The following is a 15,602-nucleotide window of genomic DNA, read 5'->3' as shown; positions in this document are numbered from 1 at the left end:
AAAACTGAAAAGCGCCTCGAAGCGTTTTCAGAGGCTTTATTAAAAAATAATAACAACAACGGAGTATTTCATGACGCTGTCCTTGCAGCCTCAGGCCGCCTCGCCTGCTCGTTCCCTTCGCCTAAACCCCTCCGCTCTTGCCAGCGCCGTTGCCCTTGCCGGTTTCAGCCCGCTCAGTTACGCCGATTTTATCGACGACAGCAGCGCCAGCCTGGAAACCCGCAACATGTACTTCAACCGCGATTTCCGCGACGGCACCAGCGCCCAGCAATCCAAGCGCGACGAGTGGGCCCAGGGCTTTATCCTCAACGTCCAGTCGGGCTACACCGCAGGCACCGTTGGGTTCGGCCTGGACGCCATTGGCATGCTGGGGGTCAAGCTCGACTCAAGCCCGGATCGCACTGGCACCGGCCTGCTACCGACCCACGACAACGGCCGCGCCGCCGACGAATATTCCAAGTGGGGCCTGACGGGCAAGATGAAAATCTCGGCCACCGAACTGAAAGTCGGCACGCTGATCCCTGAGCTGCAAACGTTGAAGCCCAATGACGGGCGCATCCTGCCGCAGACCTTCGAAGGCGGCATGCTCACCTCCAAAGAGTTCAAGAACCTGACTTTTACCGGCGGTCGCCTGGAGAAGGTCAAGGACCGCGATGACACCAGCAGCGAAGACATCGCGCTGAACAACAAGAACAAACGCTTCACCGGCACAGTGATGGGTGATCACTTCGACATGGCCGGGTTTGATTACAAACTCACCGACAAAATCACTGCCAGCTATCACTTTGCTCAACTTGATCAGGTCTACGACCAGCACTTTGTCGGCCTTGTCGCCTCGCAACCCGTGGGCCCCGGCACCCTGGCCACTGATGTGCGTCTCGCGGTCAGCGGCGACCAGGGTTCGGCTCGCGGCGGTAACATCGATAACAAATCGCTCAACGGCATCGTCAGCTATGCCCTCAGCGGCCACAAATTCAGCGCCGGTTATCAACACATGTCCGGTGATAACGCCTTTCCGTACATCGATGGCAGCGATCCCTTCCTGGTCAACTTTGTACAAATCGGTGATTTCGCCGAAGCCAACGAGCATTCCTGGCAAGCGCGTTACGACTATGACTTCGCCAAGCTGGGCGTCCCCGGCCTGACATTCATGAGCCGCTACGTCAGTGGTGACAACGCCAAAGTTGCGAGCCATGACGGCGAAGGCAAAGAATGGGAACGCAACAGCGAAATCAAATACGTGGTACAGAGCGGCGCGCTGAAAAACGTCGCCGTGCGCCTGCGCAACGCGACATACCGGTCGAACTTCGCTCGGGACGCCGATGAAGTGCGCCTGCTGGTCAGTTACACGGTCGCGATCTGGTAACCGTTAGAACAGCTGAGCCCAAAATAACAACTCCCCTGGAGACAACCATGACTTTATCTTTGCGTCGTTTCGCCCTCGCCGCCAGCTGCATGTTAGTGGCGACCCAACTGGTCGCGGCTGAACCCAAGCGCCCGGAATGCATCGCGCCGGCCTCGCCGGGGGGCGGATTTGACCTGACCTGCAAGCTGGCACAGAGCGCGTTGGTCAACGAAAAGCTGCTGAGCAAACCGATGCGCGTGACCTACATGCCCGGCGGTGTCGGCGCAGTGGCCTACAACGCAGTGGTTGCCCAGCGACCGGCCGACGCCGGCACGCTGGTGGCCTGGTCCAGCGGCTCGCTGCTGAACCTGGCGCAGGGCAAATTCGGCCGCTTCGATGAGAACGCCGTGCGCTGGCTCGCGGCGGTCGGCACCAGCTATGGCGCCATCGCGGTGAAAAGCGACTCGCCCTACAAGAACCTCAACGACCTGGTCGAAGCGCTGAAAAAAGACCCGAGCAAAGTGGTGATTGGCTCTGGAGGCACCGTCGGCAGCCAAGACTGGATGCAGACCGCCCTGATCGCCAAGGCCGCTGGCATCAACCCGCGCGACCTGCGCTATGTCGCCCTTGAAGGCGGCGGTGAAATCGCCACTGCGTTGCTCGGCGGCCACATTCAAGTGGGCAGCACCGACATCTCCGACTCCATGCCGCACATCCTCAGCGGAGACATGCGCCTGCTCGCCGTGTTCTCCGAAAAACGCCTGGACGAGCCGGAAATGAAAGACATCCCGACCGCCAAGGAACAAGGCTACGACATCGTCTGGCCGGTGGTTCGCGGCTTCTACCTCGGGCCAAAAGTCAGCGACGAAGACTACGCGTGGTGGAAAGCGGCTTTCGACAAGCTGCTGGCCTCCGATGATTTCGCCAAGCTGCGTGACCAGCGCGAATTGTTCCCCTTTGCCATGACCGGCCCAGAGCTGGACGCGTACGTGAAAAAACAGGTCGCCGACTACAAGATCCTGGCCAAGGAATTCGGCCTGATTCAGTGATTGAACTCAATTGATATCAGTGGTTGCGTCGCCCATTCGCGGCGATGCAACACAGGAGTTACCCATGCTCTTACAACGAATTTTCGCCTCGGCGTTGCTGCTGGCGTGCGTCGGCCTTGCGCTGATGGCCTGGCCTTATCAGGCCGCATTTTCCTATGAACCTGTAGGGCCTCGGGCGTTTCCCCTGCTGATGTTGGGACTGATGGGCTTGGGCTTGCTGTACATGCTGTTTCGCCCGACACCCCTCGTCCACAGCGAAGAAGACCCTCAACTGGACCGCCCTACCCTGATCAAAATCGCCGCCTGCACGGTGTTGCTCCTTATTTTCGCCGGCCTGTTCGAACCCTTGGGCTTCATCCTCAGCAGCATCCTGATCGGCATCCCCATGGCCCGCCTGTACGGCGGTCGCTGGAAGCTGAGCGTGGTGGTCGTGACCTTGATCAGCATCGGCCTTTACCTGTTGTTCGATAAAGCCATGGACGTTCCGTTGCCGTTGGGCCTGCTCGACGTTCTGGAGAATTAATGTGGACACTTTTAGCTACCTGAGCCAAGGCTTCGGCGTTGCGCTGACCCCTTACAACTTGATCACCGCCCTGTGTGGCACCCTGATTGGCACCGTTGTCGGCCTACTGCCCGGCCTTGGCCCGATCAATGGCGTGGCGCTGTTGATCCCTATCGCGTTCGCCCTCGGGTTACCCCCTGAGTCGGCGTTGATCCTGCTGGCCGCGGTGTACCTGGGCTGCGAATACGGCGGCCGGATCAGCTCGATCCTGCTGAACATTCCAGGCGAGGCGTCCACCGTGATGACCACCCTCGATGGTTACCCGATGGCTCGCCAGGGCCTGGCCGGTGTCGCCTTGTCGCTGTCGGCGTGGAGCTCGTTTATCGGTGCGTTCATTGCCACCTGCGGCATGGTGCTGTTCGCCCCTTTGCTGGCGAAGTGGGCGATTGCCTTCGGACCGGCGGAATATTTCGTACTGATGGTGTTCGCGATCGTCTGCCTCGGCGGCATGGCCGGTGATCGTCCGCTGAAGACCTTTATCGCAGCGCTGATCGGGCTGTTTCTGTCCACGGTCGGCATCGACGCCAACAGCGGTGTGTACCGTTTTACCGGCGACAATATCCACCTGACTGACGGGATTCAGTTCGTGGTGTTGGTTCTGGGGCTGTTCTCGATCAGCGAAATTCTATTGCTGCTGGAAAAAACCCATCGCGGGCAAGAGGCGGTCAAAGCCACCGGCCGCATGATGTTCAACTTCAAAGAGGCCAGCTCGGTGTTCGTGGTGAACCTGCGTTGCGGTGTACTAGGTTTTATCATGGGCGTGCTGCCGGGTGCCGGCGCGACACTGGCCAGCGCCGTGGCCTACATGACCGAGAAGCGTCTGGCGGGCAAGTCCGGCAAATTCGGACAGGGTGACATACGCGGCCTCGCGGCCCCGGAAACCGCCATCGGCGGTGCGGCATGTGGCGCGCTGGTGCCGATGCTGACCCTCGGCGTTCCAGGCTCGGGCACTACGGCAGTGATGATCGGCGCGTTGTCGCTGTACAACATCACACCCGGCCCATTGCTGTTTCAACAGCAGCCCGACATCGTCTGGGGCCTGATCGCCTCGTTGTTCGTCGCCAACGTCATGCTGGTGATCCTCAACATCCCGATGATCCGCATCTTCACCCGCATCCTCGCCGTGCCGAACTGGGCACTGGTGCCGGTGATCGCGATCATCACTGCGATTGGCGTCTACGCCGTGCATGCCACCACCTTCGACCTGTTCTTGATGGTCGGCATCGGTATCTTCGGTTACATCCTGCGCAAGATGGACTTCCCTCTGTCGCCGGTACTGCTGGGCTTTATCCTCGGTGGTTTGATGGAGCAGAACCTGCGCCGTGCGCTGTCGATCTCGAACGGTGCGCTGGAGATCCTTTGGTCCAGCCCGATCACATTCGGGATATGGGTGCTGACGGCCATCATGCTGTTGATGCCTATCGTGCGGATCTGGCGCAAGCGCTCCCTGCAGCGGCGTGCCGTGGCTAATGTCTGATCGCCCCTTAAACACGTGGTGGGGAACCCCGCTGGTCGGCCTGCTGGGCGGTTACCTCGCCAGCCAGGTCGGCTGGCCGCTGCCGTGGATGGTGGGCTCGCTGCTGGCGATCATCCTGGTGCGCTGCCTGACGCCCTGGCAACTGGCGGAAATCCCCGGAGGACGTAAAGGCGGGCAGTGGATTGTCGGGATTGGCATCGGCCTGCACTTCACGCCGGTTGTCATCGAACAGGTCATGTCGCATTTCGGCCTGATCTTCTTTGGTGCACTGGTCACCAGTGTTTCCAGCGTGGTCGGAGTCTGGCTGATGCGACGTAGCGGCGAAGATCGCGCAACGGCGTTCTTCTCCAGCATGCCGGGCGGCTCTGGCGAAATGGTCAACCTCGGGGCGCGCAACGGCGCGATCCTCAGCAGCGTCGCGGCGGGACAGAGTTTGCGGGTACTGATGGTGGTGCTGTGCGTGCCAGCACTGTTCAAGTACCTGCTCGGCGACGGTGCGCCCGCATCGAATCCGGCAGCCGTCGACTGGCCCTGGCTGCTGGTGCTGTTTCCCGCAGGCGGATTGCTGGCGTGGCTCTGGCAACGGCTGAAGCAACCCAATCCATGGTTGTTCGGGCCGCTATTGCTCAGTGCGGCCGTGAGCATCACTTGGGACTTGCACATCGGCTTACCCCAAGGCGGCAGCCAGATCGGCCAATGGCTGATCGGCAGCGGCCTGGGCTGCCATTTCAATCGCTCGTTCTTTCGGCGGGCGCCGTCGTTTATTGGCCGAACGTTGCTGGGCACCGCACTGACCATGCTGATCGCCGCCCTCGCCGCGTTAGGCCTGAGTGCGCTGACCCATCTGGATCTGCGCTCATTGACCCTGGGCATGATGCCCGGCGGCATCGCCGAAATGAGCCTGACAGCAGAAGTCTTGCAACTGTCGGTGCCGCTGGTCACGGCAATGCAGGTCATGCGCCTGCTGTTTGTGCTGTTCCTCGCCGAGCCGCTGTTTCGGCATTGGGATAAGCGGGCTGAGTAGAGATTACTTGATCACTAATCGACATCAAACTGAAATATGAGCGAACTATTTCAGCAAAGCAAGAAGCCAAAGAAGACTCGCCATGGTCATGGTAGGCCATTGAAATTTCGAGACTATCTAATAATGGAAACCCATCGGAGCGACTCAATGTGCGCAAATCCGGTGCAGCCGTGCTAGCAAGGAGAGCCGACACTGAACATCCAGAACGGACAGCGGCTAATATCCCCGCATGGCTAGTGCTGTGAAAGTTTATGCAGTAATCTTTGTGGACGCCAGCCAGTGCCTTAATTGCAATATTTCTGTCAGCACAACCCTCCGTAAACAAGGCAAGGGGGACTGGATTATTTTGATAAACATTACTATCTTTTGCACACACCCATCGCAGAGGCTCAATATGTACCCGCTCTGATTCATAACCGGAAGGGCAACACTGTGTAAGAGCCAGATCTAACTGACGCTGCTCGTATTGAGTCCATATATCCCGACTGTAACCACAATGAACCTCGATTTCCAAACCAGGATAAACTCGAGAACATTCGCGCAAAATGCCAGAAAGAAAACATGTCGCGTAAGTATCGGAGGTACCGATCCTAAGACGTCCGACTGGTACCTCACGAAGTAGAGAGAGTACCGCCTGGTCATTTATAGCAAGCATTTTCAAAGCGAACGCAAGCAAAGCCTCACCTTTTACGGTGATCCGCAGTCCCTTTCGGTCTCGGATGAAAAGCTCAAAACCGACCTGATTCTCTAGCCTCTGAATCTGCTGACTTATTGCAGACTGAACCCGAAAAAGACGCTCTGACGCCTTTGTGAAGCTTCTAAGCTCCGCCACGGTGGCAAAGATCCTGAGTTGCGCGGTGTCAAGATTCATGTCTTTCTCGATCACAAAATATGATGCAAAGCATCATATTTATGATCTTTAGTGATGTAAAGCATGTCTGTACACTTTCTCCATCATTCAAAGGAGAAGCACATGCCATCACACATCATTGGTGCCATCAACATGGATGGATACAATGTCACTTCTGACCTCGCTTATTTAAATTCAATTACAAAGTTATCCGAAGAATACGACGAGTTCGCACAAGGTTACTGGAAGAATTTATCTCTATTCAACAGTTCTGGCAACAAAGATGATTCACAATACAAAAACTGCGCAACCTCTTTGCCTACTGAATACATGGCACACTGCCCTAATATCATGAGGATGCTCAACGATAACTTTAACTTCGCGAACGTAAAGATGGTTCGCGCAAGAAATCTTATTGAGGGCATGGTCATTCCTCATCGTGACTTCGTAGAGTTTGATTCAAACGTTACCTACTTTCGGGTCTTTGTGCCCATAGAATACAACGCAGACTCATTTCATTCGGATGAGCACGCTGTATTCCAGATGCGGCCTGGAGAGGTATGGTTTTTGGACGCAGCCATAAACCATGCCGCTATAAATTTCTCCAACAAAAGCAGAATGTTCATTTGTTTGGACTTCGTTTTTGACAAAGCCTTTAAAGACACAGATATTTTCCATCCCGCAGCAAATATATCCAAAGGAAGCCGCCACATACACATTGATCGCCCGGACATGCCGAAAGAAAAAAGCAATGAAATCATTGCAGCCATAGGGGAAACAATCTCAAAAGAGAACTTCAAAAATTATCTTTTTGAGTATTCAAAATATCATTTCAAACACAACATATCGGTTACAGCATGCTATGACTGGTTGATCCAAGGCGCTACCGTCGCTAAAAACCAGGCGGTAGTGGAAAAGTCCAAAGCACTCAAAAAGTATCTCACTGAGCACCGAGAGATAGGTGAGCGATTCACTATTGAACGCTGGGAAAACTGAGGAGTAACTTCAATGACGCTCCTCATGAGAGGCGTACCACTTGTATTCCTGTTGATGTGGAGCAGTGGAGCAATTTTTGTAAAACTTGGACTTCAAGAGGCATCCGTATGGTCGTTTCTTGCCGTCCGGGCCATCGGCACGCTTTTGGTTTTGTCTTTCATATGCGCACTCATATTTAAGCGAGCAGTATTTTCTGAACTTATCAAGCTGCCAGCTTTATTGATAATGAAAATGCTGTTTACAGGCATCCTTCTACAAGTGGCGTACCAAAGTTTCTTTTTTCTAGCCATCGATAATAAATTATCACCTGGTGTACTTTCAATCATCCTCGGCCTACAGCCGATTCTCACCCCAATAATTGCGAGAGAAGAGGTTGGAGCAAAAGGCTATCTGATATTACTGTTGGGATTTTTAGGACTGGGAATCGCAGTCTCAGGCGCTCGTGAAATCAGCGAATTAACATACGTGGGTATTACATTTGGCATCGCGTCTGTATGTGCGATGAGTGTCGGCACCGTTTGTCAAAAAAAGGTCGCCGCTCACCCTCTTGTCTCAGCTTTTTATCAAAACTTGGCGGCTTCTATCATATTTTTTATTGTAGCCTTGTGCACAGACTGGCAGGCCACGATAAACGCGAAATTCATTATAGCCTCGGCATGGATGATTCTTGTCGTTTCAACAGGCGCAGTATTGTTGCTATTTTACATGCTATCAAAAAACGCAGCCAGCAATGTCAGTGTGCTTTTCTACATGGTCCCGATTATAACAATAGCATTGGATTACTGGGTCTTTGACAACACCGTCACCCCTTTAACGGTGGCGGGCGCCATTTTAGTTATTATGGCCATCCTCTTCTATCGAAGCCTTTCCGAGAAAAGAGCATGTCCAAAAAAAGTACCCTCTTGAAATTCACTGATTGAACCCGCCTGCTCAACAGTTTGAGCGCTATCGCAGGCGTTTCTCTAGTTCCCTCCTGCCGATATGCCAGGGTGCATTTTCTACATCGCCGACCTCCCACAAAGACCATAAAGCGCGTCCACACGCATGCCTCATCAATCAACTAAAGCCCACTCTATGTCCCGCAGGCTATCAGCCATACCGCGTTAAACCGGCGGCAATCTCCAGTCAATCGGCGTCAATCCATTCTGCTGCAAGAACTTGTTGGCCCGGCCGAAGTGCCCGTTGCCGAGAAAGCCTTTGTAGGCGGACAGCGGCGAGGGGTGTACTGAGGTCAGTACCAAGTGTTTGCTGGCGTCGATCAGTTTCTGTTTGCTTTGGGCATGAGCCCCCCACAGCATAAACACCAGATGCGGCTGGTGTTCGCTGACCACCTCGATCACCTTATCGGTGAAGATCTGCCAACCTTTTTTCGCGTGTGAAGCGGCGTTCGCGCGCTCTACGGTCATGGTGGTGTTGAGCAGCAGCACGCCCTGATCAGCCCAGGACTGCAAGCAGCCGTGATTGGCGATGTCGATGTTCAGGTCGCGCTTGAGTTCTTTATAGATGTTGACCAACGACGGCGGCGTCGGCACGCCTGGCTGCACCGAGAAGCACAAGCCGTGGGCCTGACCGGGGCCGTGATACGGGTCCTGGCCCAGGATCACCACCTTGACCTTGTCCAGCGGCGTCGAATTCAAGGCATTGAAGATCATCGGGCCCGGTGGATAGATTTCCTTGCCTGCGGTGTGCTCTTGGCGCAGGAACTCACGCAGTTCGTTCATATACGGCTTTTCGAATTCCTCACGCAACGCGTGCTTCCAGCCGGATTCGAGTTTGATACGGTCGTCGTTTGTCATGGCACACCTGCAAAAATCAATGCGCGGACACTAGGAAAGCTGGCCGCCGATGTCAATCGACCAATGTCATTGCACCACGCCGCTCTCGCCTCTTTCCTACACTCCCTGCAATCACCGTTTGCAACTTACCCCCGCATAGGGGTATCACAGACTCAATGGACAGTTGCCCCGCCCCCCGAGAGGTCATGATGAATCTGCAATTTGAAGAACTCCACGCCCAAGACGGCGCGCGCATTGGTGTTGCCAGCCTGGATGCGGAAAAGTCTCTGAACGCATTGTCGCTGCCGATGATCCAGGCGCTGATGGATCGTCTTGAAAAATGGGCCGATGACCCGCAAATCGTTTGCGTACTGCTGCGCGGCAATGGCTCGAAATCTTTTTGCGCGGGCGGCGATGTACGAACATTGGTCGACGCTTGCCGTGCCCATCCCGGCGAAGTCCCACCACTGGCCGCACATTTTTTCGCGGCGGAATACCGGCTCGATTACCGTCTGCACACGTACCCCAAGCCCTTGATCTGCTGGGGCCATGGTTACGTGCTGGGCGGTGGCATGGGCTTGCTGCAGGGCGCAGGCATTCGCATCGTCACCCCGACCAGTCGCCTGGCAATGCCGGAAGTCAGCATTGGCTTATACCCTGATGTCGGCGCCAGTTGGTTCCTTTCCCGACTGCCCGGCAAACTGGGGCTGTTCCTCGGATTGACCGGCGCACACATCAACGGACGCGACGCGCTGGATCTGGACCTGGCTGACCGCTTTCTGCTGGATGAACAGCAAGAAGAATTGGTCGAGGGGCTGCTGCAACTGAACTGGCAGGAACAAAGCTCGGTGCAACTCAACAGCCTGCTCAAGGCGCTGCAACAGGAGGCCATTGGGCAATTGCCCGATGCGCAATGGCTGCCGCGTCGAGCGCAGATCGATGAGTTGCTGGACGTCGCGACCCTGCCGTGCGCCTGGCGCGCCATCAGTCAATGGAACACGCACGGCGATGCCCTGCTCAGCCGTGCGGCGAAAAATCTGACTGAAGGTTGCCCGCTGACTGCCCATCTGGTGTGGGAACAAATCGTCCGTGCCCGACACATGTCGCTGGCTCAGGTATTCCAGATGGAATACACCCTGAGCCTGAACTGCTGTCGTCATCCCGAGTTCAGCGAAGGCGTCCGGGCGCGACTGATCGATAAGGATCAAAAGCCTCATTGGCATTGGCAAGACGTCGCCAACATCCCGGACGCCGTGATCGATGCGCACTTCGCCAAGGTCTGGGAGGGACGGCACCCCCTGGCGGACCTTTCAGACTACTAAGCCCTTGAAGCAGGTGAAGCGCCGCCGAAACGACTCGTCACCTGTTTCCACCCCGACCATCGCCGCCACGGCCGTCGCCTCCGCGATTACCGTGATCACCCCGGCCGCCTGAACCATTATCGTGACCGCGACCGCCACCACCGTGGCCACGGTCACCGTCATTCCGGCCTTCATTCCATGAAGGGTTGGCGTGTCCGCCACGACCGTCGTGGTCACCCTGACCACCGCGGTAGTAACCCCGCCCGGCGTAGGGCATAGGTCTAGGACCATAATCAGGCCGAGGGGCGTAGTAAGGCGCCGGACGTGGCCCGTAATAGCGGGGAGGCGCTACGTAATAGCTCGGACGGTAGGATCGATCGTAACTGCCGTAGTAAGCGCCACCGTAAACGGGCTGTGTATAGACATCGGATTCGTAATAACCGGGACCTGCATAACAACCAGAGAGGGCTAAACCCAGCACAACTATAAGCAAGGGTCGTCGATACATGGCGGCCTCCTGGACCGCTAGAGAGCACAAACCAGCGACGCTGGTCGGCATCGGTCAAAACCGCTGACTGACGAAAAATCAGACCGCAAATAATCCACCGAGTGCCCTGCCGCAAAAACTATATCCGCTTGAACCGCGCCCCGAACCGGTGCGCACCCGCACCACGATAAAGCGCCAACGCCCATATTCACTCCCCCCTCAACGGCGCAACCCACCTGCCGCAAGGCTTGGTGAAACTTGGCACGCCTCTCGCTTATGACTTGATGTGCAGGAGTCAAAACAGGTTCGCGGCACCACAATTTGCAATAGCTGACTAGGGTTCCGATTCGCTTGACGCGAGTGGCTGGTCCGAGAGTTGGCGACCTCCAGTAGAGGTTACACGGCGGGATAAAAGCCCGGGAGACAGGACACCAGTGGTGTCGCGTGACTCCTGACCGCTCGTTTTTTTCCTACTGGAGGTTCTTACATGCAGAACAACATTAAAAAACCCCGTCTGTTCGCCATGCTCGCTGCTGGCCTCGTCGCGGCATTGAGCCTCTCGGCACACGCCGCCCCGAAAGAACACTTCAACGTTTGCTGGACCATCTATGCCGGCTGGATGCCCTGGGAATACGCAGGCACCCAAGGCATCGTCGACAAATGGGCGAAGAAATACGGCATCACCATCGATGTCACCCAGATCAACGACTACGTCGAATCGATCAACCAATACACCGCAGGCCAATTCGATGGCTGCTCCATGACCAACATGGATGCCCTGACCATCCCGGCCGCAGGTGGCGTCGACAGCACCGCGCTGATCGTCAGCGATTTCTCCAACGGCAACGACGGCGTCGTGATCAAGGGTGAAGGCAAGAAAGTCGCCGACCTCAAAGGCATGAAGGTCAATCTGGTCGAGCTGTCGGTGTCTCACTACTTGCTGGCCCGTGCCCTGGACAGCGTTGACCTTACCGAGAAAGACCTCAAGGTCGTCAACACCTCCGACGCGGACATTTCTGCGGCATTCAACACCGATGACTCCAAAGCCGTGACCACCTGGAACCCAATGCTTTCGGACATCAAGGCCAAGCCCGGTGTGACCGAGGTGTTCGATTCGAGCAAGATCCCTGGCGAAATCATGGACATGATGGTGGTCAACACCCAGACCCTGAAAGACAACCCGGCACTGGGCAAGGCCCTGACCGGCGCCTGGTTCGAAGTGGTCGCGCTGATGAACAGCAAGTCCGCCGCCAGCACCGCCGCGCTGGAGCACATGGCCAAAGCCTCGGGCACCGACCTGGCTGGCTTCCAGTCGCAACTGGACACCACCAAGCTGTTCGCGACCCCCAAGGAAGCGCTCGACTTCGCCACCAGCGCTCAACTGCCACAGACCATGCGCAAGGTCGCCGAGTTCTCCTTTCAACATGGGCTGCTCGGTGAAGGCGCCAAGGACACCAGTGCAATCGGCATGTCTTTCGCCAACGGCGTGACCAGCGGCGACAAGAACAACCTCAAGCTGCGCTTCGACCCGAGCTACGTACAGATGGCTGCCGAAGGCAAATTGTAATCGCGTCCCAGCCCAAAGGTTATTGCCATGCGCTTGATAAACCGCCGCCCGGATCGCGCCAGCCGTCTGATTTTGGTGATCCTGCCGTTCGCCTTGTTGCTGTTCGCCTATTTCATGGGCTCAGCCACCCGGCTGACGGAAAACCCCAACGACAAACTGCTGCCCAGCGCGGTGCAGATGACCGATGCGGTCAAGCGCATGGCCTTTACCGAAGACCAACGCAGCGGCGGCTACCTGCTGTGGCAAGACACCGCCTCCAGCCTGAAACGCCTGGCGATTGGTCTTGGCATTAGCGCTCTGCTCGGCCTGTGTCTGGGTATCGCATCGGGGATTCTGCCGCTGTTCGGCGCACCGTTGTCGCCGCTGCTGACGGTGTTGTCGATGGTCCCGCCGCTGGCGATTCTGCCGATCCTGTTCATCGTGTTTGGCTTGGGTGAGCTGTCGAAAGTCATGCTGATCGTGATTGGCATTACACCGATCCTGGCGCGGGATCTGGAGCAGCGCGCCCGGGAGATTCCGGTCGAGCTGCTGATCAAGGCGCAAACCCTTGGCGCCTCGACCTGGACCTTGATCCTGCGGGTGGTCTTGCCGCAACTGCTGCCACGTCTGCTGATTGCCTTGCGTCTAGTGCTGGGTTCGGCCTGGTTATTCCTGATCGCGGCCGAAGCCATCGCGTCTACCGACGGGTTGGGGTATCGGATTTTTCTGGTACGGCGCTACCTGGCCATGGACGTGATCCTGCCCTACGTGGTCTGGATCACCCTGCTCGCCTGGCTAATGGATTGGGGGCTCAAGGCCCTGACCCGGCGTGCATTCCCCTGGTATGAAGGGGCACGCGGATGAGCTTTATTTCGGTGAAAAACGTCTGGCAACAGTACGACGATCAAGTGGTGCTCGAAGGCCTGAACCTGAGCGTCAACGAAGGTGAGTTCTGCACCTTGGTCGGCGCCTCGGGCTGCGGCAAATCCACGTTCTTGCGCTTGTTGCTCGGCCAGGAAGTGCCCAGTCGCGGCCAGATCCATCTCGACTGCAAGCCGCTTGCCGGCGAACCGGACGCCAGCCGTGGCGTGGTGTTTCAGCGCTACTCGGTGTTTCCGCATCTGTCAGTCCTGGACAACGTTGCTCTGGGTCTGGAGCTGCCTCGCTCGCCCCTGCTTGGACGCCTGTTCGGCACGGCCAAACGCGAGGCTCGGGAACAGGCCGCAGCACTGCTGAGCAAAGTGGGCCTGGCCCATGCGCAGGACAAGTACCCGACGCAACTGTCGGGCGGCATGCAGCAACGGCTGGCCATCGCTCAAGCGCTGATCATGAAACCGCGTGTGTTGCTGCTGGACGAACCTTTCGGCGCGCTCGATCCGGGTATCCGCAAGGACATGCATGTCCTGTTGCTGGAGCTGTGGCGCGAGACCCGCCTGACTGTGTTCATGGTCACCCACGACCTGTCCGAGGGCTTCAACCTCGGCACCCGTCTGCTGGTGTTCGACAAGGTTCGCCATGACCCCCACGCGCCCGGCGCTTATGGCGCCCGCATCACCTACGACATTCCCTTGAACAGCGATCGCCACGCCGCACGCGCCGCTATTGATTCGCTGCAAACGGTTTAGAGGATCATTTTTATGAACGCGCACATGACCGATTCAACCTCCCTGTTCCCCGTCTTTGCTGAAGAAATCTTGCCCGGCGGCGGCCACCGTTCGTTCGTGCTCAAGCGCGGCCAACTGCTGCGCCTGACCGACATCCGTGGCGGTGCCAACGTCAGCCTGACCCTGCTTAACGCCAACGAGAAAACCGAGCGACTGAACCTGCCGGACAGCCTCAAATGCCAACACACCGCCAAGCTCACCCGCGGCCATTGCCTGTACTCGGACATGGGCCGGGTGCTGGCAGCGATAACGGCGGACACCTGCGGCTGGAGCGACAGCTTCGGTGGAGTGCTGTGCGCTGAAGAGGTCGCGGAAAAGTATGGTCAAGGCCGCTATCAGGAGCTGCGCAACGGCTTCTTTCGCAACGGCACCGATAACCTATTGGTGGAACTGGGCAAATGGGGCCTGGGCCTGTCCGACCTGTTGATGACCCTGAACCTGTTCAGCAAAGTCAGCGTCGACGAAGACGGACACTTTCACTTCGTTGCGAACAACGCCAAAGCCGGTGACTACATCGAGCTGTACGCGCCGATGGACACCCTGGTGGTGCTGACGGCCCTGCAGCACCCGATGGACCCTGATCCACAGTACGCGCCCCAACCGCTCAAGCTCAGCTGGATGAACGCCGACCCCGGCGTCGCCGAACACTGCCGCACCTCGCGCCCGGAAAACGAGCGCGGCTTTATCAACACTGATCGCCTGTTCGCCTGAGGATCGCTGCCATGACCACACTCTCCAAACAGCCGGAAGCGGCGATCTACAACGCGACCATCCCCGCAGGCGAGCCCTGGCTGACCGAAGTCAAGGCCGGGCAAACCCTGCGCATCCTCGACCTGGAAGGCAATCAAGCGGTCGATACGCTGTTCTACAGCCTGGCCAACCCCCGCGAACGGTATGACGTGCAGCGCACCTTGCGGCGGCAGAACAGCGTGTACCTGACCACCGGCAGCGTGCTGTATTCCAACCTCGGCAAACCGATGCTGACCATCGTCGAAGACACTTGCGGACGCCATGACACCCTCGGCGGCGCCTGCGCGCAGGAGAGCAACACCGTGCGCTACGCCCTGGAAAAGCGCCACATGCACAGTTGCCGCGACAACTACCTGCGCGCCTGTGCCCATGACGGTCGCCTGAGCAAAGGTGACATCGGGCCGAACATCAATTTCTTCATGAACGTGCCGGTCACCGCAGACGGCGGCCTGACCTTCGAAGATGGCATCTCGGCGCCCGGCAAATACGTCGAACTGCGCGCGGAAATGGACGTGATCGTACTGATTTCCAACTGCCCGCAACTGAACAACCCGTGCAACGCCTACAACCCGACACCTGCGCAGCTGCTGATATGGAACTGAATCTTTTGAAACTGCGCCGCTGGTTATTCAGCCTGTGCCAAAGCCGCTCTGGACAGTGCATGCCGCCAGAACACCACCCCTTTCTGTAGGAGCTGCCGCAGGCTGCGATCTGTCGCCTTGGCGGCAGCGCTCCAGCAGAGCTTCGGGCCTTATCGCAGCCTGCGGCAGCTTCTA

General features: G+C 57.3%; 16 protein-coding genes and 1 riboswitch. Of the genes, 13 read left to right on the top strand and 3 right to left on the bottom strand.

The window, feature by feature from the left end:
* The first annotated feature begins 70 nt into the window (after window positions 1-70).
* From AC1MEA_RS12270 to AC1MEA_RS12250, 5 genes are all read left to right on the top strand, one after another.
* On the top strand, window positions 71-1,366 hold the full coding sequence (locus tag AC1MEA_RS12270; RefSeq protein WP_480917995.1) for an OprD family porin: 1,296 nt from the start codon (window positions 71-73) through the stop codon (window positions 1,364-1,366).
* A 47-nt stretch (window positions 1,367-1,413) separates the two neighbouring features.
* Window positions 1,414-2,394 carry a Bug family tripartite tricarboxylate transporter substrate binding protein gene (locus AC1MEA_RS12265; RefSeq protein WP_449634632.1) on the top strand — a complete coding sequence of 327 codons (981 nt, stop codon included), beginning with the start codon at window positions 1,414-1,416 and terminating at the stop codon, window positions 2,392-2,394.
* Window positions 2,395-2,458: 64 nt separating this feature from the next.
* Complete coding sequence (locus AC1MEA_RS12260) at window positions 2,459-2,917, top strand: tripartite tricarboxylate transporter TctB family protein (RefSeq protein WP_480917994.1); 459 nt, start codon at window positions 2,459-2,461, stop codon at window positions 2,915-2,917.
* 1 nt (window position 2,918) lies between these two features.
* A complete protein-coding gene (locus AC1MEA_RS12255; RefSeq protein WP_219062118.1) occupies window positions 2,919-4,433 on the top strand; it encodes a tripartite tricarboxylate transporter permease in 1,515 nt (504 codons plus the stop codon).
* Window positions 4,426-5,457 carry an AbrB family transcriptional regulator gene (locus AC1MEA_RS12250; protein WP_449634630.1) on the top strand — a complete coding sequence of 344 codons (1,032 nt, stop codon included), beginning with the start codon at window positions 4,426-4,428 and terminating at the stop codon, window positions 5,455-5,457. Before AC1MEA_RS12255 ends, AC1MEA_RS12250 begins: the two co-directional genes overlap by 8 nt.
* Here the strand turns inward: AC1MEA_RS12250 and AC1MEA_RS12245 are convergent.
* Complete coding sequence (locus AC1MEA_RS12245) at window positions 5,387-6,328, bottom strand: LysR substrate-binding domain-containing protein (RefSeq protein ID WP_480917993.1); 942 nt, start codon at window positions 6,326-6,328, stop codon at window positions 5,387-5,389. The genes AC1MEA_RS12250 and AC1MEA_RS12245 overlap by 71 nt on opposite strands.
* Window positions 6,329-6,430: 102 nt before the next feature.
* On the opposite strand from AC1MEA_RS12245, the gene AC1MEA_RS12240 reads away from it, so the two are divergent.
* Both AC1MEA_RS12240 and AC1MEA_RS12235 read left to right on the top strand, forming a co-directional pair.
* The gene (locus AC1MEA_RS12240; protein WP_480917992.1) at window positions 6,431-7,303 is read left to right on the top strand and encodes an aspartyl/asparaginyl beta-hydroxylase domain-containing protein; all 873 of its coding nucleotides are present in this window, start codon (window positions 6,431-6,433) and stop codon (window positions 7,301-7,303) included.
* A 12-nt stretch (window positions 7,304-7,315) separates the two neighbouring features.
* Window positions 7,316-8,209 (top strand): DMT family transporter, encoded by an 894-nt coding sequence (locus AC1MEA_RS12235; RefSeq protein WP_480917991.1) that lies wholly within the window; start codon window positions 7,316-7,318, stop codon window positions 8,207-8,209.
* Window positions 8,210-8,406: 197 nt separating this feature from the next.
* Here AC1MEA_RS12235 and ung read toward each other — a convergent pair whose 3' ends face one another.
* Window positions 8,407-9,099, bottom strand: coding sequence for a uracil-DNA glycosylase (gene ung, locus AC1MEA_RS12230; protein WP_219062123.1), 693 nt, complete (start codon window positions 9,097-9,099; stop codon window positions 8,407-8,409).
* Between the two features lie 188 nt (window positions 9,100-9,287).
* Here ung and AC1MEA_RS12225 point away from each other — a divergent pair, with 188 nt between their 5' ends.
* Window positions 9,288-10,400: an enoyl-CoA hydratase/isomerase family protein gene (locus AC1MEA_RS12225; RefSeq protein WP_219062124.1), complete on the top strand. Its 1,113-nt coding sequence runs from the start codon at window positions 9,288-9,290 to the stop codon at window positions 10,398-10,400.
* On the opposite strand, the gene AC1MEA_RS12220 is transcribed toward AC1MEA_RS12225, so the two are convergent.
* On the bottom strand, window positions 10,389-10,562 hold the full coding sequence (locus AC1MEA_RS12220; protein WP_480917990.1) for a hypothetical protein: 174 nt from the start codon (window positions 10,560-10,562) through the stop codon (window positions 10,389-10,391). The genes AC1MEA_RS12225 and AC1MEA_RS12220 overlap by 12 nt on opposite strands.
* Window positions 10,563-11,189: 627 nt before the next feature.
* A riboswitch (guanidine-I (ykkC/yxkD leader) is annotated at window positions 11,190-11,291 on the top strand.
* 62 nt (window positions 11,292-11,353) lie between these two features.
* Here AC1MEA_RS12220 and AC1MEA_RS12215 point away from each other — a divergent pair.
* The 5 genes from AC1MEA_RS12215 to AC1MEA_RS12195 are packed head-to-tail and all read left to right on the top strand — an operon-like array spanning window position 11,354 to window position 15,428.
* Window positions 11,354-12,433, top strand: coding sequence for a putative urea ABC transporter substrate-binding protein (locus AC1MEA_RS12215; protein ID WP_374028641.1), 1,080 nt, complete (start codon window positions 11,354-11,356; stop codon window positions 12,431-12,433).
* Window positions 12,434-12,460: 27 nt separating this feature from the next.
* Entirely contained in the window at window positions 12,461-13,276 is an 816-nt protein-coding gene (locus AC1MEA_RS12210; protein WP_449634628.1) for an ABC transporter permease, read from the top strand.
* Window positions 13,273-14,037, top strand: coding sequence for an ABC transporter ATP-binding protein (locus AC1MEA_RS12205; RefSeq protein ID WP_480917989.1), 765 nt, complete (start codon window positions 13,273-13,275; stop codon window positions 14,035-14,037). Before AC1MEA_RS12210 ends, AC1MEA_RS12205 begins: the two co-directional genes overlap by 4 nt.
* Window positions 14,038-14,061: 24 nt before the next feature.
* Complete coding sequence (locus AC1MEA_RS12200; RefSeq protein ID WP_480917988.1) at window positions 14,062-14,787, top strand: urea amidolyase associated protein UAAP1; 726 nt, start codon at window positions 14,062-14,064, stop codon at window positions 14,785-14,787.
* An 11-nt stretch (window positions 14,788-14,798) separates the two neighbouring features.
* A complete protein-coding gene (locus AC1MEA_RS12195; protein WP_219062129.1) occupies window positions 14,799-15,428 on the top strand; it encodes an urea amidolyase associated protein UAAP2 in 630 nt (209 codons plus the stop codon).
* Window positions 15,429-15,602 lie beyond the last annotated feature (174 nt).

The organism is Pseudomonas sp. ASL8 (genome assembly GCF_056680355.1).
This window is presented reverse-complemented; position numbering and strand designations above follow the sequence as displayed.

What these genes read in the sequence shown, in the direction of transcription:
- AC1MEA_RS12265 (WP_449634632.1), top strand. Translation starts at nt 1,414, where the DNA reads ATGACTTTATCTTTGCGTCGTTTCGCCCTCGCCGCCAGCTGCATGTTA.
- ung (WP_219062123.1), bottom strand. Translation starts at nt 9,099, where the DNA reads ATGACAAACGACGACCGTATCAAACTCGAATCCGGCTGGAAGCACGCG.
- AC1MEA_RS12215 (WP_374028641.1), top strand. Translation starts at nt 11,354, where the DNA reads ATGCAGAACAACATTAAAAAACCCCGTCTGTTCGCCATGCTCGCTGCT.
- AC1MEA_RS12200 (WP_480917988.1), top strand. Translation starts at nt 14,062, where the DNA reads ATGACCGATTCAACCTCCCTGTTCCCCGTCTTTGCTGAAGAAATCTTG.
- AC1MEA_RS12250 (WP_449634630.1), top strand. Translation starts at nt 4,426, where the DNA reads ATGTCTGATCGCCCCTTAAACACGTGGTGGGGAACCCCGCTGGTCGGC.
- AC1MEA_RS12235 (WP_480917991.1), top strand. Translation starts at nt 7,316, where the DNA reads ATGACGCTCCTCATGAGAGGCGTACCACTTGTATTCCTGTTGATGTGG.
- AC1MEA_RS12195 (WP_219062129.1), top strand. Translation starts at nt 14,799, where the DNA reads ATGACCACACTCTCCAAACAGCCGGAAGCGGCGATCTACAACGCGACC.
- AC1MEA_RS12240 (WP_480917992.1), top strand. Translation starts at nt 6,431, where the DNA reads ATGCCATCACACATCATTGGTGCCATCAACATGGATGGATACAATGTC.
- AC1MEA_RS12220 (WP_480917990.1), bottom strand. Translation starts at nt 10,562, where the DNA reads ATGACGGTGACCGTGGCCACGGTGGTGGCGGTCGCGGTCACGATAATG.
- AC1MEA_RS12210 (WP_449634628.1), top strand. Translation starts at nt 12,461, where the DNA reads ATGCGCTTGATAAACCGCCGCCCGGATCGCGCCAGCCGTCTGATTTTG.
- AC1MEA_RS12260 (WP_480917994.1), top strand. Translation starts at nt 2,459, where the DNA reads ATGCTCTTACAACGAATTTTCGCCTCGGCGTTGCTGCTGGCGTGCGTC.
- AC1MEA_RS12245 (WP_480917993.1), bottom strand. Translation starts at nt 6,328, where the DNA reads ATGAATCTTGACACCGCGCAACTCAGGATCTTTGCCACCGTGGCGGAG.
- AC1MEA_RS12270 (WP_480917995.1), top strand. Translation starts at nt 71, where the DNA reads ATGACGCTGTCCTTGCAGCCTCAGGCCGCCTCGCCTGCTCGTTCCCTT.
- AC1MEA_RS12225 (WP_219062124.1), top strand. Translation starts at nt 9,288, where the DNA reads ATGAATCTGCAATTTGAAGAACTCCACGCCCAAGACGGCGCGCGCATT.
- AC1MEA_RS12205 (WP_480917989.1), top strand. Translation starts at nt 13,273, where the DNA reads ATGAGCTTTATTTCGGTGAAAAACGTCTGGCAACAGTACGACGATCAA.